A 21051-nucleotide genomic window follows, 5' to 3' on the forward strand; every position below is an offset into this window, starting at 1 on the left:
ACAAAGCGCTGAAATAGCTGTATGTGCCCGCCCGTACCGGCCAGAAAGAATCTGCCGGACCCGTCAACAATGACGGTGTAGTCGCCCCTGCTGGATGTTTCAAAGACAAATGTCTTCGAGACAAAGGGCATAGCCAAGCGGTCAATGGAACTGCAAGGCGAGTGTCGGACGCTCTGACTGTCGGAAGAACAAGAAGTGGACTTTTGAGATGGATATTCTCCGTCAGCTCGAGGCCGAACAGGCCGCCAAGATCGAAGCCAAGCGCAAGCTTCCCGAATTCCAGCCCGGCGACACCGTGCGCGTCCAGGTCCGCGTGACCGAAGGCACCCGCACCCGCGTCCAGGCCTATGAGGGTGTCGTCATCGCCCGCGCCGGCGCTGGCTTCCAGGAGAACTTCACGGTTCGCAAGATTTCCTACGGCGAAGGCGTCGAGCGCGTGTTCCCGGTCTACTCGCCGATGGTCGAAGGCGTCGAGATCGTTCGCCGCGGCAAGGTGCGTCGCGCCAAGCTCTACTATCTGCGCGATCGTCGCGGCAAGTCGGCCCGTATTTCGGAAAACACCGGCGTGCGCGCCCGCAAGCTGAACGATGAGGAGCGCGATGCGCTGAACGCCGAGAAGGCCCGCATCGAGGCCGAGAAGGTGGCAGCCGCCGAGGCTCTGGCCGCCGAGAAGGCCGCCCAGGACGCCGAGAAGAAGGCCGCCGCCGAGGCAGCCGAAGCCGCCAAGGCAACGGAAGCAGCCACTGCCGAATAAGGTTTTTCGGCGAGCAAGTTTGAAAAGGCGGCTTCGGCCGCCTTTTTTCGTTTCCGGAGGAGGGCTGGCTGGCAGGAAGTCGGCGATTGACTCGAATTAGATCGTGTACTAAACAATCGAGCACGATTTAAATGGAGAAATAAGATGCCTGCATTGTATTCCACCCAAGCCCGCGCCGTCGGCGGCCGTGCCGGCCATGTCCAGAGCGACGATGGCCTGCTCAGCCTCGACCTTGCCATGCCCAAGGCGCTTGGCGGCAAGGGCGGCGCCACCAATCCCGAGCAGCTTTTCGCCGCCGGCTATGCCGCCTGCTTCGAAAACGCCATGCGCTTCATCGCCGGCAAGCAGAAACTGCCGCTGCAGGATGCTTCGGTGACGGCCAATGTCAGCCTGCACAGCAATGCGCAGGGCGGATTTGTGCTTGGCGTTTCGCTCGCGGCGGAAACAAAAGGTCTTGATCAGGCGGCGGCGGAAGCGCTTGTATCGGCGGCGCACCACGTTTGTCCCTATTCCAATGCGATCAAGGGCAACATCGAGGTGGCGCTTTCGGCCAAGGCGCTTCCGGCAAAGGCAGCATGACCACGGAAACGACAACCAAGTCCAAGCAAACCCCGGCGCAATTCGCCGGGGTGGCAAAACTCGACCAACAGCTCTGCTTCGCACTCTACTCGGCAAGCGGGCTGATGACGCGGCTGTATCGGCCGCTGCTCGATCCGCTTGGCCTGACCTATCCGCAATATCTGGCCATGTTGGCGCTGTGGGAACGGGCACCAAGCACGGTGGGCGAACTCGGCGAAGCGCTGGGACTGGATTCGGCGACGTTGACGCCGCTGCTCAAGCGGCTGGAGGCAGGTGGCCTGGTCACACGTCGGCGTGACCTCGCCGACGAGCGCCGTGTCCTGGTCGAGCCGACGGCGAAGGGCCAAGCGTTGCGCGAGCAGGCCAAAAGCGTGCCGGCGGCGATGCTTTGCAACCTGCCTCTGGACGTCGACGAGTTGAAATCCCTGCATCGCACTCTGACGCGGTTCGTCTCCGGCTTGCGCAAGACGAATGCCGGCACCGCGAACCGGAACTGATCGCCGCCGCGACACCGTTCGTTCCTGAATCCCGGGAATGAAGGCACTGGAATCCGCTTTCGCATGCGCTGACGCAGCGGAGCGTCTTGCATGACGCCCGCGGAAAGCTAAAGTTGGCGCCGGATTTTCGCGCAAGCCCGGCCATGCCGGGCCATTTCAATTTTCGGGGAGTGTGTCATGACCAAATCGAAACTGCTGCTGGCAGGCCTGCTTGCCCTCGTCCTGGCGCCGGTTGCCGCCTTCGCGCAAGCTTTGCCCGACCTCGGCGGCAAGAAGGTGGTGGTGGTCACCGAAAACGCCTATCCGCCGCTGCAGTTCATCGACGCGAAGACCGGCAAACAGATCGGCTGGGAATATGATGCGATGAACGAGATCGCCAAGCGGCTCAATTTCACGGTCGAGTACCAGAACACTTCCTGGGACGCGATGATCCAGGCGGTTTCCGACAACCAGTACAACATCGGCATGACCGGCATCACCATCAAGGATGACCGCAAGGAGAAGGTGGATTTCTCCGACCCCTATATGCGCTCGGAACAGTTCATGCTGGTGCGTGGCGATGAAAGCCGCTTCACCGACGCCAAGACCTTCGGTGCCTTCAAGGATGGGCTGATCGGCGCGCAGGCCGGCACCACCCCGTTCTACACCGCCGTCTACAGCGTGCTCGACGGCAATGAGCAGAACCCGCGCATCAAGCTGTTCGAGACGTTTGGCGCGACAGTGCAGGCGCTGAAGTCCGGCGACGTCGATGTCGTCTTGACCGACGGCACCGCCGGCAAGGGCTACGTCGACGCATCCGAGGGCAAGCTGAAGTTGATCGGCGGCCCGCTCGGCACCGAGGATTTTGGCTTTATCTTCCCTAAGGGGTCGGACCTGGTGAAGCCGGTCAACGCGGCGATCGCGGCGCTCAAGGCGGACGGGACGTTCGATGCGCTGAACAAGAAGTGGTTTCTTGATTACAAGATGGGGCAGTGATTTCCCGCTGAGTTCACGCTTGAACGCCCCCCTCTGCCCTGCCGGGCATCTCCCCCTCAAGGGGGGAGATTGGCAGCTTCAGCGCCATCGCTCATTCTGCAACGCTAAAGATTGGCGAAAGCTAATGCGACAGCCGATCTCCCCCCTTGAGGGGGAGATGTCCGGCAGGACAGAGGGGGGCGCCTTGGCGCTTGCTTTGCGCACTATCCGCTCGGCCGGCCGCGCCTGATGCCTCCCGCTTCCACCTCTAAAGCCGACTTCCCCTGGTGGCTTGTCGTGGCCGTAACCATCGCAATCGCGGTGGCCGTCTTCGTTGCCACCAGCAACCTCTATGCCCAGGTGTTCGCTACCGTCGCCAAGGGCATCGGCATCACCATCTTCGTCACCGTGATTGCCTTTGTGCTGGCTTCGGCCATCGGTCTCGGCATCGCCCTGATGGGGATGTCCGGCTCGCGCTGGCTACGCCAGATCGCGCGCTTTTATGTCGAGATCATCCGCGGCGTGCCGATCCTGGTGCTGTTGTTCTGGATCGCCTTTGCTGGTGCGCCGGCCTTCGTCGCGGCCTGGAACGCGCTGACCGCGCCGCTGCAAAGCGCCGGCCTGCTGGGCGAGCTTTTGGTGCGCGACGTGTCGCTGTTGTGGCGCGCCATCATGGCGCTGACCATCGGCTATTCGGCCTTCATCTCGGAGGTGTTTCGCGCCGGTATCCAGGCGGTGGAAAAGGGCCAGATCGAGGCGGCCAAGGCACTCGGCCTGACCCGCGCGCAACGTTTCCGGCTGATCGTGTTTCCGCAAGCGATCCGCACCATCCTGCCGCCGCTCGGTAATGATTTCGTCGCTCTGGTCAAGGATTCCTCGCTGGTCTCGGTGCTCGGCGTCGCCGACATCACCCAGATGGGCAAGGTCTATGCCGCCGGCTCGTTCCGCTTCTTCGAGACCTATTCGATCGTTGCCTATATCTACCTCATCCTGACGGTCGGGCTGTCGCTGGCCTTGCGGGCGCTGGAACGGCGGCTGCGCCGTCAGCACGAGGAATAGTCTTTCGCCGAAGACAGCGTTACGATCCCTGAGCATTCTCGTTGAGGAGGTTCCATGATCGTCGACAAGGCCAATGCGGCGCTGGATTCCGTCTATGCGGCCGACACGCCGGAGGCGCTTGAAGAGGCCTATGCCGCATGGGCCGCGACCTATGACAGCGAGACCGCCTCGCTCGGTTATCTCCTGCCGTTCCTGATCACCGCCTGGGTGGCGCGCCATGTGCCGCCGGACGAGGGGCCGTTGCTCGATGCCGGCTGTGGCACCGGCCTGTCGGGGCCGTCGCTGAAGGCGCTCGGCTACCGCGACATTGCGGGGCTCGATCTCTCCGACGACATGCTGAAGATCGCCGGCAGCCGCAATGCCTACAGCGAGTTGAAGCAGGCAATGCTGGGCGGTCCGCTGCCATGGCCGGACGGCCACTTCCGCGCCTTCTTCTCGACCGGCGTGTTCACCATCAGCCATGCGCCGGCATCCGGCCTGCACGAGCTGGTGCGCATCACTAAAAAAGGTGGCCATGCCATCTTCACCGTGCGCGACCAGGTTTTCGAGAGCGGCGGCTTTCAGGCGGTGTTCGACGAGCTGGAACGGGCGAAGAGATGGCGACCGGTTGAGGAGAGCCCCTGGTTCCGCTGCTATGCGATCGCCGAACCTGACGCGTTGGTGAAGACCTTTGTGTTTGAAGTGGTTTGAGCACTGCCCGCGTTTCCTCGCCCCCGTGAAGCGGGGGAGAGGTGGCCCGGCGGAGCCGGGACGGAGAGGGGGACGACCTACACGAAGCCAGAACCCGGTGAAGGACAAGGCGCGAGACGGGCCAGGTCGAAGTTGTCAGGAGGCAACAAACTCCGTGCGCCGAGCAGGCCCCTCTCCGTCCCGGCTTCGCCGGGCCACCTCTCCCCACTGCGTGGGGCGAGGAACCCAAGGTTCTTCAACGCACGCCGCAATTGCCGAAAACCCAAAAGATTGGTATGAGCCACGCCATGGAAGAGCTTTTTGGCGATCCGGCCTACAAAGGGTTCGTGCTGCAGGACAGGAAACGCCTGCCGTCGCGCTTCTCCGCGCGCGTGTCCGGGGCGCTGACCAGCCGACTACCCTAGGCCGACCTGTCCAGGTCGTTTCGCCGGGCCGAAAGTCAGGCGTCTGCTCTTTCCCATTCTCATATCGACGGATTTACGCACATGAGCGCACCGCGCACCCTCTACGACAAGATTTTCGACGACCACGTCGTCGACCGCCAGGACGACGGCACCTGCCTGCTCTACATCGACCGCCACCTCGTCCATGAAGTGACCAGCCCGCAGGCCTTCGAAGGCCTGCGCATGACCGGCCGAAAAGTCCGGCATCCGGAAAAGACGCTGGCCGTGGTCGATCACAATGTCTCGACCTCGCCCGAGCGCAAGTTCGGTATCAAGAACGAGGAAAGCCGCATCCAGGTCGAGGCGCTTGCCAAGAACGCAAGGGATTTCGGCGTCGAATATTATTCCGAGAACGATATCCGCCAGGGCATCGTCCACATCATCGGCCCCGAGCAGGGCTTTACTCTGCCCGGCATGACCATCGTCTGCGGCGACAGCCACACTTCGACGCACGGCGCTTTCGGCGCACTGGCGCATGGCATCGGCACGTCCGAGGTCGAGCATGTGCTGGCGACGCAGACGCTGATCCAGCGCAAGGCCAAGAACATGCTGGTACGCGTCGACGGCCAGTTGCCGGAAGGCGTCACCGCCAAGGACATCATCCTCGCCATCATCGGCGAGATCGGCACTGCAGGCGGCACCGGTTATGTCATCGAATATGCCGGCGAGGCGATCCGTGCGCTGTCGATGGAAGGCCGCATGACGATCTGCAACATGTCGATCGAAGGCGGCGCGCGCGCCGGCCTGATCGCGGCGGACGAGACGACCTTCGCCTATGTCAAGGACAAGCCGCGCGCGCCGAAGGGCGCGGCCTGGGATGCGGCACTCGAATACTGGAAGACGCTGCAGTCCGACGAGGGCGCGCATTTCGACAAGGTGATCGTGCTCGACGCGGCCAAGCTGCCGCCGATCGTCTCCTGGGGCTCGTCACCAGAGGATGTCGTCTCGGTGCAGGGCATCGTGCCGAATCCGGAAGACATCGCCGATGAGAACAAGCGCACCTCCAAGCAGCGCGCGCTCGACTATATGGGTCTGACGCCGGGTACCAAGATCACCGACATCACGCTCGACCGCGTCTTCATCGGTTCCTGCACCAATGGCCGCATCGAGGATCTGCGCGCCGTCGCCAAGGTGGTCGAAGGCAAGACGGTCAGCGCGCATGTCGATGCGATGATCGTGCCGGGTTCCGGCCTGGTCAAGGAACAGGCGGAAGCCGAAGGTCTCGACAAGATCTTCGTCGCCGCCGGCTTCGACTGGCGCGAGCCGGGCTGCTCGATGTGCCTTGCCATGAATGACGACCGGCTGAAGCCGCATGAACGCTGCGCCTCGACCTCGAACCGGAATTTCGAGGGCCGGCAGGGTTTCAAGGGCCGCACCCATCTGGTGTCGCCGGCGATGGCGGCGGCTGCGGCGATCGCAGGCCACTTTGTCGACATCCGCGAGTGGAAGTAACTCCGGAGCGCTCAGCTTCGAACACATACCAGGCCCCGGACCGCTTTGCGGCTCCGGGGTCTTTTTTCGTTCGGTTCGTCCCACATATTCGCGTTCGCTTAACCGCTTGTTTGGGCTTGCGCTCTAAAGTCTTCCCTCACGTAAGCGGGGAAATTACAGTCGTTTGGACACGGGTCTGCTCATAGCGCTGCTCAACCCGACGATCGCGCTGGCGCTCGGCGCCGCGTTCCTCGTGCTATGGTTCTATCAGCGCCACCGCCCCTATCTGGCCGTGCTGGCGATCAGCTACAGTCTCTCGGCGGTCGGTTTCCTGCTGCAGTATTTCACTTTGCCCATCGGCATGCCGCTGACCAAGCTGGTGTCGAACATCTGCTTCACCGTCGCCGGCTGCTGCCTGTCCAGCGCCATCGTCCACCGCTATGGCCGCAAGGTGCCCTATATCGGGATCGGCGTGCTGGCGGGCGGCGGCCTGGCGTCGTTCTGCTGGTTCCTGTTCGCCGCGCCGGATCTCACCTGGCGCATCCTGGCGATGAATTTCGCGTTCGGCGGGATCAGCCTGCTGGTCGCCGCCGAACTGCGCCCGGTTCGCCGCAACGGCCCGACCGAAAAAATCCTGTTCGTGCTGTCGCTGCTGTCGGGCGTCAATTTCATCGTGCGCACCCTTGTCGTCGTCATCGCGCACGGACCCTTCACCAGCTATGACGGTTTCTATGCCTCGTCCTACTGGACGACGGCGCTGCTGTCGCACGCACTGCTGTCGCTGCTCATCGCGCTTTGCCTGTTCTCCGCCGCCGCACTCGATGTGATGAAGGCGCTGAAGACCGAGACCTATACCGATCCGCTATCTGGCCTGCTCAACCGGCGTGGCTTCGAGGAGCGAGCCATGCTGCTGCTGCGGCATTGCGCCTCGGCCCGGTTCCCGGTCGCGCTGGTGCTGGCCGATCTCGATCATTTCAAGGCGCTCAACGATGTGCACGGGCATGCGGCGGGCGATCGCGTGATCGCCGATTTCGCCGCCAAGCTTCGGTCGGCGGCAGGGGCACGCGGCGTTGCTGGGCGTATCGGCGGCGAGGAATTCGCGGTGCTGCTGCCCTTGAGTGATCTCGCCGCCGCCCGGCTGTTCGCCGAGGCGGTGCGCACGCTCTATTCGGCCGGCCATGTCGACGGGCTTCCCGCCGGCACGAAGGTGACCGCCAGTTTCGGCGTGGCGGCCCGCAGCGGCGACGAGGCGCTGGAGCCGCTGATGCGCCGTGCCGACGATGCGCTCTACAAGGCCAAGAAAAACGGCCGCGACAGCGTGCGCCTGTCCTATGAGCGGCCGGAAACGGTGTTCGTACCGGAGCCGCTCAAGGCCGGCTGAATCCTGTCCGTCCGGGACTAAAGCGCATCACGTTTGAGCGGACTCAGGCGACGCGCTTTGGGTCTTGTTTTCATGCATGTCGTTCACCCAAAACCGGGTCACCTTTGGGCGATATACATTGGCGTTAACGTCTTCTTCGCCCGTCGATGCTAGCTATTGGCGCGGGTGCGGGAAAAACATGAGTGGCGCCAACTTTATCCTGTTGATCAACCTGTCGGTTGCCGGGCTGCTGGCGGCATCCTTCATGGCGGTTGCCTTCCATGATGTCGGCCGCGCGCCGGCACGCTGGCTGGCGTCAGGTTACCTGCTGGGCATGGCCTATTCCGCCATCGAATTCAGCATCCCCGCCTTCACCGATGCACGGTTCCCGGTCGTTGCCGCCTTCGCGGTCTTCCTTGGCGCCACCATTGCGTTCAATGCCGGGCTTGTCCGCAAATACGGCGTGGCGCCGCCCTGGCCACCAATGCTGTTGTTCCTGTTGGCCACCACCATAGCTGTGTATGTCGTGCAGGACCTGCCACGCCAGTCGCTGGTCCGCATGATGGCCTACCAGCTTCCCTATGCGGTCATGCAGTTCGTCGGGCTGGCCATCGTCTGGTCGTCGAGGCAAACGCTGGCCCGCCTCGATCGCATCCTGATGGCAGTGTTGGCGGCGAGCGGTCTGCAGTTTGCCTCCAAGCCATTCATCGCGCATGCGCTCGGCGGCTGGGGCGCCAATCCGCAAGCCTATCTGCAAAGCAGCTACGCGCTGGTGTCGCAGTCGCTCGGCACTGTCTTTGCGCTTGCGGTGGCGCTACTGATGCTGGCCATCCTGGTTCGCGACGTGCTTGCCGAAGTGACGTCGAAATCGGAGATGGACACGCTTTCACGCCTGCTCAACCGCGGCGGCTTCACCCGCCACGCGGAGCTGGCGGTGCTGGGCGCGGTGCGGCAAGGCGTGCCGGTCGCCCTGGTCATCGCAGACCTCGATCATTTCAAGAACGTCAACGACAGTTTCGGCCATGCGTCCGGCGACCGGGTGATCGAGACTTTCGCAGGCTTCCTGCGCGAGGCCGTCGCCGGCCATCATATTGCCGGCCGCATCGGCGGCGAGGAGTTCGCCATCATCCTGCCGGGAACCAACCTTGCCGCCGCCCGGCTGTTCGCCGAGGGTACGCGCAGCGCTTTCGGCGCGCTGCCCATCGACGGACTGCCGGTGGACAACCGCTGCACTGCGAGCTTCGGCGTCGCCGAACTTCATCCCAGCGAGGACTTTGCCGATCTGATGCGGCGCGCCGACCTGGCGCTCTATCAGGCGAAGAATGCCGGGCGCGATTGCGTGCGCATCTCCGCCGGACCGGCAGGCAACTGGTTGTCAGTCGAGATGAAGGCTAGCGGCAGGGGCTGAGCTCGGGCATCTCGCCGTCTGAGAGGCCGTACATATAGGAGCGGCCTTTCACCAACACCGGCGGCCGATAGCAGTCGCTGTAACCGCTGATTTCGTCGGCTTCGTTCTCGTAGATCACCTTGGGCTGGCCGGCGCTGGTGTAGTCCGACAGCTGCTTGGCCAGCCTGCCTTCTCCGACGAGGATGCGCTTGTAGCCGGCGGCGCTGTCGATGACGAGATTGCCGAAGGAATCGGCGTAGACGCGATCCTGATGCCGCGCGCCGGCGAGCGCTGGCACCGCAAGGCCGACGACCGAGGCCGCCACTATGAGCGCCGCAAGGCGCGATCTGCCCGAATTCGAACGCATGGCGTTCCTCCATGTTAGAGGCAAGCCTCCTCGAATCGGAAATTAACCTTTTATTAACCTTTGTTAAGAGGCTGACGCGTTTCGCGGCGATGTCTCGGCAAACATGGTTAATATCCGTCAATATCCGACTGGATGGAAAACCCGGTGGCCATCATTCGGCCATGCTTGGCCTCACCATCGCGGCCGGCGTCCGTCTCGGCGTCGGAATGACATCTTGGCAGGCATCGCGGCTGGTTTGCCGTGCGGGAGAACAGCATATGGCGTTGCGCCGGCCGATTTGGGTGTCCGTTTTCCCGTTGCTCATTATTGTCGCTGCCTGTGTGCCGCAGGGCAGCGCACCGAAGGCGGCCAATACCGTCGTCTCCCCTGCGCCGGCTCAGCAGTCTATCGCAGCCGCGGCGCCCCCGGCAGCTGCAACCAAGATCATCACCGACCTTACCGCGCCGCGATCCGGCATAGGCACGGCCACCTACAGATGCGGCAATAACGGTATGATTGCCATCCAGAATCTCGGCACGTCGTTGCGTGTGGTCGCGTCCGACGGCGCGACCGAGGAGTTTGCGGCGTCGCCTGCCAATCAGAGCAGCCGCTACCAGGCGGCCACGCATGACGCAATCGTGATCGACGGACGCGAAGCACTGGTGATGAAGAAGGGGTCGACGCCGCAGACCTGCAAACGCTGACGTGAGTCTCGACACGGCCAGGCCCTGGGCCAGACATGCTGCACTGCAGCGATATCGAGCCGGCTTCTGGCCACCAGCCCTAATCGATTGAAGGCCAAGCCTGCCTTTTAGTCAGACTAAATTACGTTTTCGAAACGGTTTTCTGGCTTTGACGCGGTGCAAAAAGAGCATTAGAAACCGGCTGTCCGAAGTCGCAACCGGAAGCGGCAATGCCGCATTTCCACCTGAGGCTCCAGAGACGTCGAACTGGGGGAGCCATGAGCAAATCACCAGCCACCCGCGAATTTGCCAGACGTGAACGGCCGCTTTCGCCGCACCTCACCGTGTACCGGCCGCCGATCACCATGACGATGTCGATCATCCACCGCATCACCGGTGGCGCGCTGTATTTCGGCACGCTGTTGGTCGCCCTGTGGCTGATGGCGGCGGCAAGCTCGCAGGCGACCTTTGACTGGGTCAACTGGGCCTTCGGCACCTGGCTCGGCCGGCTTATCCTCTTCGGCTATACCTGGGCGCTGATGCATCACATGCTGGGTGGCGTGCGCCATCTGGTCTGGGACACCGGCGCGGGCCTCGAAAAGCACACGGCATCCAAGATCGCCTGGGCGACGTTGGCCGGCTCGATCCTGCTGACGCTGCTGATCTGGATCGCCGGCTATATGGCGCGGGGAGCCTGATCATGAGCGGCAACAAATCGGACATGCGCACGCCGCTGGCGAAGGTACGCGGCCTTGGTTCCGCCCGCGAGGGCACCGGACATTTCTGGCGCCAGCGCCTGACCGCGATCGCCAACATCCCGCTGATCCTGTTCTTCGTCGGTTTCCTGATCGCACTCAACGGTGCCGACTACGCCCATGTGCGGGCAGCCCTCGCCAATCCGTTCGTGGCGCTGGTGATGGCCCTGGTGCTCATCTCCGGGCTCACCCATATGCGGCTTGGTATGCAGGTGATCATCGAGGATTACGTGCATGGCGAGGGCATGAAGCTGGCGCTGATCGCGCTCAATACATTTTTCACCATAGCGGTCGGCGTCGCTTCCATCTTCGCCCTGCTCAAGCTGGCATTCGGAGGCTGAAGTTGGCCAAGGACGCAAAACAAGCCAACACGGCAGGCTACACCTTTGTCGACCACAAGTTCGACGTGGTGGTCGTCGGCGCCGGCGGCGCCGGCCTGCGCGCCACGCTTGGCATGGCCGAACAAGGCCTGCGCACCGCCTGCATCACCAAGGTGTTCCCGACGCGCTCGCACACGGTGGCGGCGCAAGGCGGCATTGCCGCCTCGCTGGCCAATATGGGACCCGACAATTGGCAATGGCATCTTTTCGATACCGTCAAGGGTTCGGATTGGCTGGGCGACATCGATGCGCAGGAATACATGGTCCAGCAGGCGCCCGCCGCGGTCTATGAACTCGAACATTACGGCGTGCCGTTCTCGCGCACCGAAGAAGGCAAGATCTATCAGCGGCCTTTCGGCGGCATGATGATGAATTTCGGCGAAGGCCCGCCCGTGCAGCGTACCTGCGCCGCCGCCGACCGCACCGGCCACGCCATGCTGCACACGCTTTACGGCCAGTCGCTGAAGCACAACGCGCAGTTCTTCATCGAGTATTTCGCGCTCGACCTGATCATGGAGCCCGACGGCACCTGCACCGGCGTCGTCGCCTGGAACCTCGACGACGGCACCATCCATCGTTTTTCGGCCAAGATGGTGGTGCTGGCGACAGGCGGCTACGGCCGCGCCTATTTCTCGGCAACCTCGGCGCACACCTGCACCGGCGACGGCGGCGGCATGGCCGCGCGGGCGGGGTTCCCCCTCCAGGACATGGAGTTCGTGCAGTTCCATCCGACCGGCATCTATGGCGCCGGCTGCCTGATCACCGAAGGCGCGCGCGGCGAAGGCGGCTATCTCGTCAATTCCGAGGGCGAGCGCTTCATGGAGCGCTACGCGCCGTCGGCCAAGGATCTCGCCTCGCGCGACGTCGTCTCGCGCTGCATGACGCTGGAAATCCGCGAGGGCCGCGGTGTCGGGCCGAAGAAGGACCACATCTTCCTGCACCTCGATCACCTCGATCCGGCCGTCCTGCATGAGCGGCTGCCCGGCATTTCGGAATCGGCCAAGATCTTTGCCGGCGTCGACCTGACCAAGGAGCCGATCCCGGTGCTGCCGACGGTGCACTACAATATGGGCGGCGTGCCGACCAATTACTGGGGCGAGGTGCTCAACCCGACGTCGAGAAGCCCGGACAAGGTGTCGCCCGGGCTGATGGCGGTCGGCGAAGCCGGCTGCGCCTCGGTGCACGGCGCCAACCGGCTGGGCTCGAACTCGCTGATCGATCTGGTGGTGTTCGGCCGCGCGGCGGCGATCCGGGCCGGCCAGGTCATCGATCGCAATTCGGCGATCCCTGCGCCCAACGAAGCCTCGGTCGAAAAGATCATGGATCGCTTCGATCGGCTGCGCCACGCCAACGGCTCGACGCCGACGGCAGTGTTGCGTGAAAAGATGCAGAAGGCGATGCAGGAAGACGCTGCTGTGTTCCGCACCCAGGAATCGCTGGACAGCGGCTGCAAGCGTATTTCGCAGATATGGGGCGAGTTGAAGGACATCAAGGTGTACGACCGCTCGATGATCTGGAATTCCGACCTGGTTGAAACGCTGGAACTGGAAAACCTGATGGCCAACGCCATCACCACGGTCTATGGCGCCGCGGCGCGCAAGGAGAGCCGTGGCGCGCACGCGCGCGAGGATTTCTCCGCGCGCGACGACGCCAACTGGCGCAAGCATACGCTGGCGCGGCTCAGCGAGGCCGGCGAAGTGACGCTCAGCTATCGGCCGGTTCATACGGAACTGCAGCTCAAGGAAGAAAACGGCGGCATCAACCCGGCCAAGATCGCGCCAAAGGCGAGGGTGTATTGAGGATCGAACATGGTTGAACTCACACTCCCCAAGAATTCGCAGATCAAGGCGGGAAAAACCTGGCCGAAGCCGGAAGGCGCCACCAATCTACGGGAGTACCGCATCTACCGTTGGTCGCCGGACGACGACCAGAACCCGCACATCGACACCTATTTCGTCGACATGGACGATTGCGGCCCGATGGTGCTCGACGCGCTGCTGTGGATCAAGAACAAGATCGACCCGACGCTGACCCTGCGGCGCTCCTGCCGCGAGGGCATTTGCGGCTCCTGCGCCATGAACATCGACGGCTCCAACACGCTCGCCTGCACCAAGGGCTGCGACGACATTTCCGGCGCGGTAAAAGTCTATCCGCTGCCGCATATGCAAGTGGTCAAGGACCTTGTGCCGGACCTCACCAATTTCTATGCCCAGCACGCCTCGATCCAGCCATGGCTGAAGACGGTGTCGCCGGAGCCGGCCAAGGAATGGCTGCAGAGCCATGAGGACCGTGAAAAGCTGGATGGCCTCTACGAGTGCATATTGTGCGCCTGCTGCTCGACCTCGTGTCCGAGCTATTGGTGGAACGGCGACCGCTATCTCGGCCCGGCAACGCTTCTGCAGGCCTATCGCTGGCTGATCGACAGCCGCGACGAGGCCAAGGGCGAGCGGCTCGACAATCTCGAAGATCCGTTCCGGCTCTATCGCTGCCACACCATCATGAACTGCGCCCAGACCTGCCCCAAGGGCCTCAACCCGGCCAAGGCCATCGCCGAGATCAAGAAGATGATGGTGGAGAGAAGGGTTTAGGGCGGTTCACTCGCGGCAATCTCGAACGCGGCGATCCATCGCGCCCCCCCTCTGTCCTGCCGGACATCTCCCCACATGGGGAAGATTGGCTGTCATGGCGGCTTTCGCCAATCTCCGAGGGTTGAAGGATGACGCGCTGTCGGCGAAGCTGCCGATCTCCCCCCATGTGGGGGAGATGTCCGGCAGGACAGAGGGGGGCGCTGTCCCGCCGGCTTCAGAAAGGATTGCAACCCAATGAGCGATGACCTTCCCATCCTTTCCCCTGTCGAAGCACGCATCCTCGGCTGCCTGATCGAGAAGAAAGAGCTGACGCCGGATGTCTATCCGCTGACGCTCAGTGGCGCGCATGCCGCGGCCAACCAGAAGACGGCGCGCGAGCCGGTGATGGCGCTGGAACAGGTCGAGGTGCACCGGGGGCTGAAGCTGCTCGAACAAAAGGGGTTGGTGCGGCAGATGTTCGGCTCGCGCGTCGAGCGCTACGAGCACCAGATGGCGCAGCGCTTCTCGCTGACCACGCCGCAAACCGCTTTGATCGGCCTGCTGTTGCTGCGCGGGCCGCAGACGGCACATGAGCTCCTGGCGCGCAGCGAGCGCATGGCGCGGTTCCCATCGATCGAGGATCTGCGCGCCGAGCTCGATATGCTGATCGGCCGCCGACCACCACTCATCCAGGAAATCCCGCGCGGACCAGGCCAGCGCGAGGACCGCTACGTGCATCTCCTCAGCGGCCCGGTGGACGTTGCAGCCCTTTCGGCGCAGCGGAGTGCATCGGCCCTGCCTGCTTCCGACCTGGAGGTACGGTTGGAGGCGCTGGAGCAGGAAGTCGCCGCACTTCGCGCCCGGCTGGACGCGCTGGGCGCGTAGACCCCCGGCGCGCGCCTGAGCGTTCGCGCCGGGTCTTCACACTGGATGCAGCGTTTTCAGCCGAGCCTGGCGTCGAGCGATACGTTTATGGCGCCGAGCGCTTTCGAGACTGGGCATTCTGCCTTGGCCTTTTCAGCCAATTCCTTGAACTTGGCCGCATCGATACCGGGCACCTTGCCGGCCACGGTGAGGGCGCTGCCGGTGATTCCCGTGCCTGGAATCAGCGTCACCACCGCTTTTGCGTCGAGCTCGGTGGCGGGTGTGCCGTTCTCGGCCAGGAAATGCGAGAACTGCATGGCAAAGCAGCCGGCGTGCGCCGCGGCGATCAGCTCTTCCGGGTTGGTGCCGGATTTGCCGCTCTCGTCCTCAAAGCGCGCCTTGAACGAATAGGGCGTGCCCTTTAGGGTCCCGCTCTGCGTGTCGAGCGTGCCCTCGCCCTCTTTCAGATTGCCTTTCCAGACGGCGTTTGCGGTGCGGTCCATGAATTCCTCCTCATTACAGCGGTGGCGCCGGCCAGGCGGCGTTCCTCCCAACTATAGCGCGGGCGCGAGGGAAGACCACCGCGCATGCAGCGCCGGCGAGCCCCACCGAATCTTTTTTTGAAAAAATGTGCGTGCAAAAATGTCGACTTGCATCGGCCCCGACCGTCCTGCGGGCGGCCACGGATTCTCGTGGCGGATGGAGGTTCACATGAACAATCTGTTTTCTGCCCATTGGACAAGCACCGGCCGACGGGCCGGTCTACAAGAAAGCGACCCGCTGCATGTGCCGCCCTCCGGCTTCGGCCGGCTGCTTGCGGCAGTTGCCATCATCGGCATTGCGGTCAGCCTTCTCGACCATGTCGCTGCCGGCAAGGGCTTAACTGATACCGTGATCGCCTATGGTTCGTCACAGCAAAGGAGCTGGAAATGAAATATGTCTGTCTGGTCTACGGCGAGGAAAAAGACCTCTATGCCATGACGCCGGAGCGTCTGGCCAAGCTCGATGCGGATTCGATGACTCATGACCGGTCATTGGATCAGCGTGGGATGCTGATCGTCGCGCAGGCGCTCCAGTCGGTGACGACGTCGAAGACGGTGCGGCGACGCCAGGGCAAGCGGCTGATCACCGACGGCCCGTTCGCCGAAACCAAGGAGCAGTTGCTCGGCTTCGTCATGATCGAGGCCGACAATCTCGACCAGGCGCTGGAGATCGCTGGCGAGATCCCGCTGGCCGAAATCGGCACCATCGAGGTGCGGGCGATCTACAATGTGCCGGGGTCATAGCCTCCGCCATGTGCTACAGCCACTCGGAAACCAAGGCGTTCGATTGAGCGATCGTCCTGGTTCATTTCGTGCGCAACTTTGCGTGTTGAAGCAATGCGAGAGTTCTCCTATCGTCGCCGGAATTCTTGGGGGATTTCGACATGCCTTTCCTGATTGCTGCACTTGGTGTGCTGGGAGCGGCTGCGTTCTGGTGGTATCGGATGAAGGCCATGAACGAGGCCGCGCGTGACGTTGCCGATGTCATTGGTCGGGTTCAGGGCTCCGTGCGCCGCAAGAAACTGCGCAAGCAGGCGGCCCTGTCGCCGCTGACGGCGATCGACGATCCGGTAGTGGCAGCCGCGACGCTGATTACATCAATCGTCTCCGAGGACGGGCCTGTGCTGCCGCAGCGCGAAGCTGTCATCCGCACGGTGATTTCCGAGATCGCCGACAAGAAGAAGACCGACGAGGCGGTGATCTACGCCAAATGGGCGGCGGCGCAGGTCGATGACACCACCGTCGTCATCGACAAGCTGGCGCCGTTCCTGCGCGAACGTCTCGATGTCGCCGAGCGGAACGATCTGCTGCAGATGGTCAACCGCGTCGCCCAGGGCGGCGAGAAACGCCTCGAAATATCCGACCAGAGGATATTGCGGCTGCGGCAGAAGCTGGGTTTTGAGGTGAACTAGGGTGTGCTGATATTCAGGTGAGGCCGGCCTGCAAATGGCAGCTTCCTGCGCTTCCGGTGCTCACGTACCCAAATGTACGCTCCGCTCCGGTTCTCGGAATCCACCATTTTCGGCTCGGCCTGACCTGAATCTCAACACACCCTGCCATGGCGGCGGGTCAAATCGCCTCGCCCTTCAACAGCCTCGGCGTGCTGGCGGACAATCCCGACGCCTGGCGGATAAAAAACTCCTTCAGGCGCGGCATGCGTTCGACGAGGCCGAGCCCGATGTCGCGGACGGTGCGCAGCGGGCCGATGTCGTTGGAAAACAGCCGGTTCAGCACATCCGTCGTGATGCCCATCTGCACCGTGTCGAAGCGGCGCCATTGCTGGTAGCGTTCGAGCACGTCGAGCGCGCCGATGTCCTGGCCGAGCCGGTCGGCCTCGACGATCACCTCGGCCAAAGCCGCGACATCCTTGAAGCCGAGATTGAGGCCCTGGCCGGCGATCGGGTGGATGCCGTGGGCGGCATCGCCGGCAAGCGCGATGCGCGACGCGACGAAGGCGCGCGCAATGGTCAGGCCGAGCGGCCAGGCGCGCGGCGCATCGGCGACGCGGATTTCGCCAAGCTTCAGGCCGAAACGCTGTTCGAGTTCGTGCTCGAAGACGAGATCGTCGCCGGCCACCAGCTTCTCTGCATCTTCCGCACGTTCGACCCAGACGATCGACGAGCGGTTGGTGCCGTCCTCGCCAGGCTTGAGCGGCAGCGTGGCGAAAGGACCCGCCGGCAGGAAATGCTCTTCGGCGCGACCGTTGTGCGGGCGTTCATGCGCTACCGTGCAGACGATGCCGGACTGGCCATACTCCCATTTCACCGTCTTGATGCCGGCCATGTCGCGCAGCTTGGAGTTGACGCCGTCGGCGGCGACCAGCAGCCGCGCCTTCAGCGTCGCACCGTCGGCAAGATGCACGGTGATGCCACTGCCATTGGTCTCGAAACCCTGCACCGCGACGCCTTCGATGATATCGATGCCGAGCCTTTCGGCGCTGGCCCGCAAGGCGCCGTTCAGCACCTTGTTGGCGACCATATGCGCAAAGGGCTCGCCCGGCGCTACTTCGCCGTCGAAGGTCAGGAACACCGGACGCACCGGATCGGAGGTGCGCGAATCGGTGATGATCATCTCGGTGATCGCCTGGGCCTGCGGCGCGATCTCGGCCCACACGCCGAGCTGGTCGAGCATGCGGCAGGCAGCGGCGGCAATGGCCGAGGCGCGGCCATCCCTTTGCCAGACGCCAGCGGGTGCCGCATCGACCAGGGCAATGGCGAGACCCGGGCGCGCCTGCTTCAGCGATACGGCGGTGGCAAGGCCGACATAGCCGGCGCCAGCGACCAGAACATCGAGCCCGGATCTGGGTTTCGCGTCCGCCTTGCGTTCCATCATCTTCGCTCCTTGCACGCCAGCCGGGTCTTCGACCCTTGACTGCCTCTCCGTCCTGTCGGAAACCGCCATAACACTTCCGCGGCAAGGGTGCGAAATATGACGGCAGCCATGGACGAGCTTCTCGGCATTCTCGACCTCGAGAAGCTGGAACACAATCTGTATCGTGGTCGCAGCCCCCTGCTCGACTGGCAGCGCGTCTTCGGCGGCCAGACCATTGCCCAGGCACTGGTCGCGGCACAGCGAACCGTCGATCCCGATCGCCACGTGCATTCGCTGCACGGCTATTTCATGCGGCCTGGCGACACCAAGGTGCCGATCGTCTACGAGGTCGACCGTATCCGCGACGGCGGCTCCTTCACCACACGGCGCGTGGTGGCGATCCAGCACGGCCAGGCGATCTTTTCGCTGGAAGCCTCGTTCCAGCAGGATGAGGTCGGGCTCGAGCACCAGGTGCCGATGCCGCGGAACGTTCCAGGGCCGGACACATTGCTGTCGCAGCGCGAATTGCTGGGCAAATTCGGCGAGGCGGTGCCCGACGGCATCAAACGCTACTGGGAGCGCGACCGGCCGATCGAGATGAAGCCGGTGATGCTGAAGCATTATACAAGCCGCGAAAAGCTGGAGCCGGAGCAGAACATCTGGATCCGCACCACCGGTCCGGTGCCTGCGAACCGCGCCATCCAGGCGGCGGTGCTCGCCTATCTCTCGGACATGACGCTGCTCGACACGTCGACCTTCGCGCATGGCCGCGCCATTTTCGACCGCGATATCCAGGCGGCGAGCCTCGACCACGCCATGTGGTTCCACCGCAGCCATGCACTCGACGACTGGATGCTCTACACGCAGGACAGCCCGTCGACACAAGGATCGCGCGGCTTCACGCGCGGCTCGCTGTTTGCCCGTGACGGCACGCTGATCGCTTCGGTTGCACAGGAGGGGCTGATCCGCCTCAAGCGATCGCCTGCAGAGTAGGCATTTTTCGAAAATTGCCTAATTTTTAAGCAGGCGCATCGCCGCAGCTGTAAGCAGGTTGCGCAGCGCCACTTCCCAATCTCTTTGTTTACAACGGGTTAACACCCTGCTTCGGCACTTGGCACGGAGCTTGAATCCTGGTGGGCACTCTCCGGCTCTTTGGGATCGGTGAAGGTGTGCAAACGCGGGGGACCGCAACAGCAAAGGGTGAAACCTTATGAAAATCGTGATGGCAATCATCAAGCCGTTCAAGCTCGACGAGGTACGCGAAGCGCTTACCGCCGTCGGCATCCAGGGCCTGACCGTCACCGAAGTCAAAGGCTACGGGCGTCAGAAAGGGCATACGGAAATCTATCGCGGGGCGGAATACGCGGTCAGCTTCCTGCCGAAGATCAAGATCGAAGTCGCGGTCAGTGCCGACATGGTCGACAAGGCCGTCGAAGCCATCACCGCAGCCGCCAAGACCGGCCAGATCGGCGACGGCAAGATCTTCGTTTTCGGCATCGATCAGGCGGTGCGCATCCGCACCGGCGAAACAGACACCGACGCGCTCTGAGCGGCGAACACGTATTCCAATGGAGAGTTCAATGAATATTCCTTCCACCTTGAAGACGACGGGACGCGCCGCCCTTTTGGGCTCGCTCGCTCTCGCAGCATTGGGCACCGTCGCCGCCTTCGCGCAGGAAGCGGCTCCGGCCGCGGCCGCGGCTGCACCGGCTGCTGCCCCGACCCCGGTGCTCGACACCGGCAACACCGCCTGGATGCTGACCTCGACGGCGCTCGTGCTGATGATGACCATCCCGGGCCTGGCGCTGTTCTACGGCGGCATGGTGCGCAAGAAGAACGTGCTCGCCACCATCATGCAGAGCTTTGCCATCACCTGTCTGGTGACGGTGCTTTGGTTCATGTTCGGCTATTCGCTGGCCTTCTCCGACGGCGGCGGCATGAACAGCTATCTCGGCGGCACCTCGAAATTCTTCCATCACGGCATCACCACGGCTTCGCTGTGGCTGCCGGGCGTCGCGAACATTCCTGAATTCGTGTTCTCGATGTTCCAGATGACCTTCGCCATCATCACTCCGGCGCTGATTGCCGGTGCCTTCGCCGAGCGCTTCAAATTCTCGGCGCTGCTGATCTTCATGGCGCTGTGGCTGCTCGTCGTCTACGTGCCGATCGCGCATTGGGTCTGGGGTGGCGGCTTCCTCGGATCGGCAGGCGTGCTCGACTTTGCCGGCGGTACGGTCGTCCACATCAATGCCGGTGTCGCCGGTCTCGTCTGCGCGCTGGTTCTCGGCAAGCGCGAAGGCTACGGCACCACCAATATGGCGCCGCACAACCTGGTCTATTCGGTCATCGGTGCTTCGCTGCTGTGGGTCGGCTGGTTCGGCTTCAACGCCGGTTCGGAACTCGCTGCCGACGGTCTTGCCGGCGCTGCCATGCTCAACACTCAGGTTGCCACCGCAGCCGCGGCACTAGCCTGGATGTTCGCCGAATGGATCGTTGCCAAGAAGCCTTCCGTGCTCGGCATCATCTCCGGTGCCGTCGCCGGCCTGGTCGCGGTGACGCCGGCTTCCGGCTTCGTCAACCCGACCGGCGCCTTCATCGTCGGCATCGTTGCCGGCGTCGTCTGCTACCTCTCGGCGGTCAAGGTCAAGCACATGTTCGGCTATGACGACTCGCTCGATGCCTTCGGCGTGCATGGCGTCGGCGGCGTGATCGGCGCCCTGCTCACCGGCGTGCTCGCCGACCCGGCGATCAACAGCCTCGGCGCGGGTGCTTCGCTCGGCAAGCAGATCTATGGCGTTGCCGTCACCATCGTGTGGACGGCGATTGCCACCTTCGTCATCCTCTACATCGTCAAGGCGCTGGTCGGCCTGCGTCCGACGACCCAGGAAGAGGTCGAAGGCCTCGATATCTCCCAGCATGGCGAAGTGGTGCCGTAAGGCCAGCTTGGCC

At 63.3% G+C, this 21051-nt stretch carries 24 protein-coding genes; 21 read left to right on the plus strand and 3 right to left on the minus strand.

Annotation, left to right across the window (positions count from 1 at the left end; translation table 11 throughout):
* Positions 1-208 precede the first annotated feature (208 nt).
* From rplS to ACSQ3L_RS05190, 9 genes are all read left to right on the plus strand, one after another.
* Positions 209-754, plus strand: a complete 546-nt coding sequence (rplS, locus tag ACSQ3L_RS05150) for a 50S ribosomal protein L19 (RefSeq protein WP_436158965.1) — start codon at positions 209-211, stop codon at positions 752-754.
* Positions 755-898: 144 nt separating this feature from the next.
* Complete coding sequence (locus ACSQ3L_RS05155; protein ID WP_436158966.1) at positions 899-1333, plus strand: organic hydroperoxide resistance protein; 435 nt, start codon at positions 899-901, stop codon at positions 1331-1333.
* Entirely contained in the window at positions 1330-1830 is a 501-nt protein-coding gene (locus ACSQ3L_RS05160; protein ID WP_436158967.1) for a MarR family winged helix-turn-helix transcriptional regulator, read from the plus strand. The genes ACSQ3L_RS05155 and ACSQ3L_RS05160 overlap by 4 nt, the downstream gene beginning before the upstream one ends.
* A gap of 177 nt (positions 1831-2007) precedes the next feature.
* Entirely contained in the window at positions 2008-2805 is a 798-nt protein-coding gene (locus tag ACSQ3L_RS05165; protein ID WP_436158968.1) for a transporter substrate-binding domain-containing protein, read from the plus strand.
* A gap of 228 nt (positions 2806-3033) precedes the next feature.
* Complete coding sequence (locus ACSQ3L_RS05170) at positions 3034-3843, plus strand: amino acid ABC transporter permease (protein ID WP_436158969.1); 810 nt, start codon at positions 3034-3036, stop codon at positions 3841-3843.
* A gap of 54 nt (positions 3844-3897) precedes the next feature.
* Entirely contained in the window at positions 3898-4533 is a 636-nt protein-coding gene (locus ACSQ3L_RS05175) for a class I SAM-dependent DNA methyltransferase (protein ID WP_436158970.1), read from the plus strand.
* Positions 4534-5018: 485 nt separating this feature from the next.
* Positions 5019-6428, plus strand: a complete 1410-nt coding sequence (gene leuC / locus ACSQ3L_RS05180; protein ID WP_436158971.1) for a 3-isopropylmalate dehydratase large subunit — start codon at positions 5019-5021, stop codon at positions 6426-6428.
* A 163-nt stretch (positions 6429-6591) separates the two neighbouring features.
* Complete coding sequence (locus tag ACSQ3L_RS05185) at positions 6592-7788, plus strand: GGDEF domain-containing protein (RefSeq protein WP_436158972.1); 1197 nt, start codon at positions 6592-6594, stop codon at positions 7786-7788.
* 178 nt (positions 7789-7966) lie between these two features.
* On the plus strand, positions 7967-9175 hold the full coding sequence (locus tag ACSQ3L_RS05190; RefSeq protein WP_436158973.1) for a diguanylate cyclase: 1209 nt from the start codon (positions 7967-7969) through the stop codon (positions 9173-9175).
* Here the strand turns inward: ACSQ3L_RS05190 and ACSQ3L_RS05195 are convergent.
* Entirely contained in the window at positions 9159-9521 is a 363-nt protein-coding gene (locus ACSQ3L_RS05195; RefSeq protein WP_436158974.1) for a hypothetical protein, read from the minus strand. The two genes, ACSQ3L_RS05190 and ACSQ3L_RS05195, sit on opposite strands and share 17 nt — an antisense overlap.
* 257 nt (positions 9522-9778) lie before the next feature.
* Here ACSQ3L_RS05195 and ACSQ3L_RS05200 point away from each other — a divergent pair, with 257 nt between their 5' ends.
* The 6 genes from ACSQ3L_RS05200 (at position 9779) to ACSQ3L_RS05225 (ending at position 14770) form a co-directional block, all read left to right on the plus strand.
* The gene (locus ACSQ3L_RS05200) at positions 9779-10204 is read left to right on the plus strand and encodes a hypothetical protein (protein ID WP_436163379.1); all 426 of its coding nucleotides are present in this window, start codon (positions 9779-9781) and stop codon (positions 10202-10204) included.
* 257 nt (positions 10205-10461) lie between these two features.
* A complete protein-coding gene (gene sdhC / locus ACSQ3L_RS05205) occupies positions 10462-10881 on the plus strand; it encodes a succinate dehydrogenase, cytochrome b556 subunit (protein ID WP_136618083.1) in 420 nt (139 codons plus the stop codon).
* 2 nt (positions 10882-10883) lie between these two features.
* Positions 10884-11279, plus strand: a complete 396-nt coding sequence (sdhD, locus tag ACSQ3L_RS05210; protein WP_436158975.1) for a succinate dehydrogenase, hydrophobic membrane anchor protein — start codon at positions 10884-10886, stop codon at positions 11277-11279.
* Positions 11280-11281: 2 nt separating this feature from the next.
* Entirely contained in the window at positions 11282-13117 is a 1836-nt protein-coding gene (sdhA, locus tag ACSQ3L_RS05215) for a succinate dehydrogenase flavoprotein subunit (protein ID WP_436158976.1), read from the plus strand.
* Positions 13118-13126: 9 nt separating this feature from the next.
* The gene (locus tag ACSQ3L_RS05220; protein WP_436158977.1) at positions 13127-13906 is read left to right on the plus strand and encodes a succinate dehydrogenase iron-sulfur subunit; all 780 of its coding nucleotides are present in this window, start codon (positions 13127-13129) and stop codon (positions 13904-13906) included.
* A gap of 234 nt (positions 13907-14140) precedes the next feature.
* A complete protein-coding gene (locus ACSQ3L_RS05225) occupies positions 14141-14770 on the plus strand; it encodes a YceH family protein (RefSeq protein WP_436158978.1) in 630 nt (209 codons plus the stop codon).
* A gap of 56 nt (positions 14771-14826) precedes the next feature.
* Here the strand turns inward: ACSQ3L_RS05225 and ACSQ3L_RS05230 are convergent, their stop codons facing one another.
* Positions 14827-15252 (minus strand): OsmC family protein, encoded by a 426-nt coding sequence (locus tag ACSQ3L_RS05230; protein ID WP_436158979.1) that lies wholly within the window; start codon positions 15250-15252, stop codon positions 14827-14829.
* A 208-nt stretch (positions 15253-15460) separates the two neighbouring features.
* Between ACSQ3L_RS05230 and ACSQ3L_RS05235 the strand changes: the two genes are divergently transcribed.
* The 3 genes from ACSQ3L_RS05235 to ACSQ3L_RS05245 all read left to right on the plus strand — a co-directional run bounded on the left by ACSQ3L_RS05235 (position 15461) and on the right by ACSQ3L_RS05245 (position 16703).
* Positions 15461-15682, plus strand: coding sequence for a hypothetical protein (locus tag ACSQ3L_RS05235; RefSeq protein WP_436158980.1), 222 nt, complete (start codon positions 15461-15463; stop codon positions 15680-15682).
* On the plus strand, positions 15679-16035 hold the full coding sequence (locus tag ACSQ3L_RS05240; protein WP_436158981.1) for a YciI family protein: 357 nt from the start codon (positions 15679-15681) through the stop codon (positions 16033-16035). Before ACSQ3L_RS05235 ends, ACSQ3L_RS05240 begins: the two co-directional genes overlap by 4 nt.
* Before the next feature lie 140 nt (positions 16036-16175).
* Positions 16176-16703: a hypothetical protein gene (locus ACSQ3L_RS05245; RefSeq protein ID WP_436158982.1), complete on the plus strand. Its 528-nt coding sequence runs from the start codon at positions 16176-16178 to the stop codon at positions 16701-16703.
* 157 nt (positions 16704-16860) lie between these two features.
* On the opposite strand, the gene ACSQ3L_RS05250 is transcribed toward ACSQ3L_RS05245, so the two are convergent.
* Positions 16861-18120, minus strand: coding sequence for a ubiquinone biosynthesis hydroxylase (locus tag ACSQ3L_RS05250; RefSeq protein WP_436158983.1), 1260 nt, complete (start codon positions 18118-18120; stop codon positions 16861-16863).
* 99 nt (positions 18121-18219) lie between these two features.
* On the opposite strand from ACSQ3L_RS05250, the gene tesB reads away from it, so the two are divergent.
* From tesB to ACSQ3L_RS05265, 3 genes are all read left to right on the plus strand, one after another.
* Positions 18220-19095, plus strand: a complete 876-nt coding sequence (gene tesB / locus ACSQ3L_RS05255; RefSeq protein WP_436158984.1) for an acyl-CoA thioesterase II — start codon at positions 18220-18222, stop codon at positions 19093-19095.
* A 217-nt stretch (positions 19096-19312) separates the two neighbouring features.
* Positions 19313-19651, plus strand: coding sequence for a P-II family nitrogen regulator (locus tag ACSQ3L_RS05260; RefSeq protein WP_013528889.1), 339 nt, complete (start codon positions 19313-19315; stop codon positions 19649-19651).
* A 31-nt stretch (positions 19652-19682) separates the two neighbouring features.
* Entirely contained in the window at positions 19683-21038 is a 1356-nt protein-coding gene (locus tag ACSQ3L_RS05265) for an ammonium transporter (protein WP_436158985.1), read from the plus strand.
* The last annotated feature ends 13 nt before the right edge of the window (positions 21039-21051 follow it).

The organism is Mesorhizobium sp. LjRoot246 (genome assembly GCF_964254115.1).
In the GTDB taxonomy this organism is placed as follows: domain Bacteria; phylum Pseudomonadota; class Alphaproteobacteria; order Rhizobiales; family Rhizobiaceae; genus Mesorhizobium.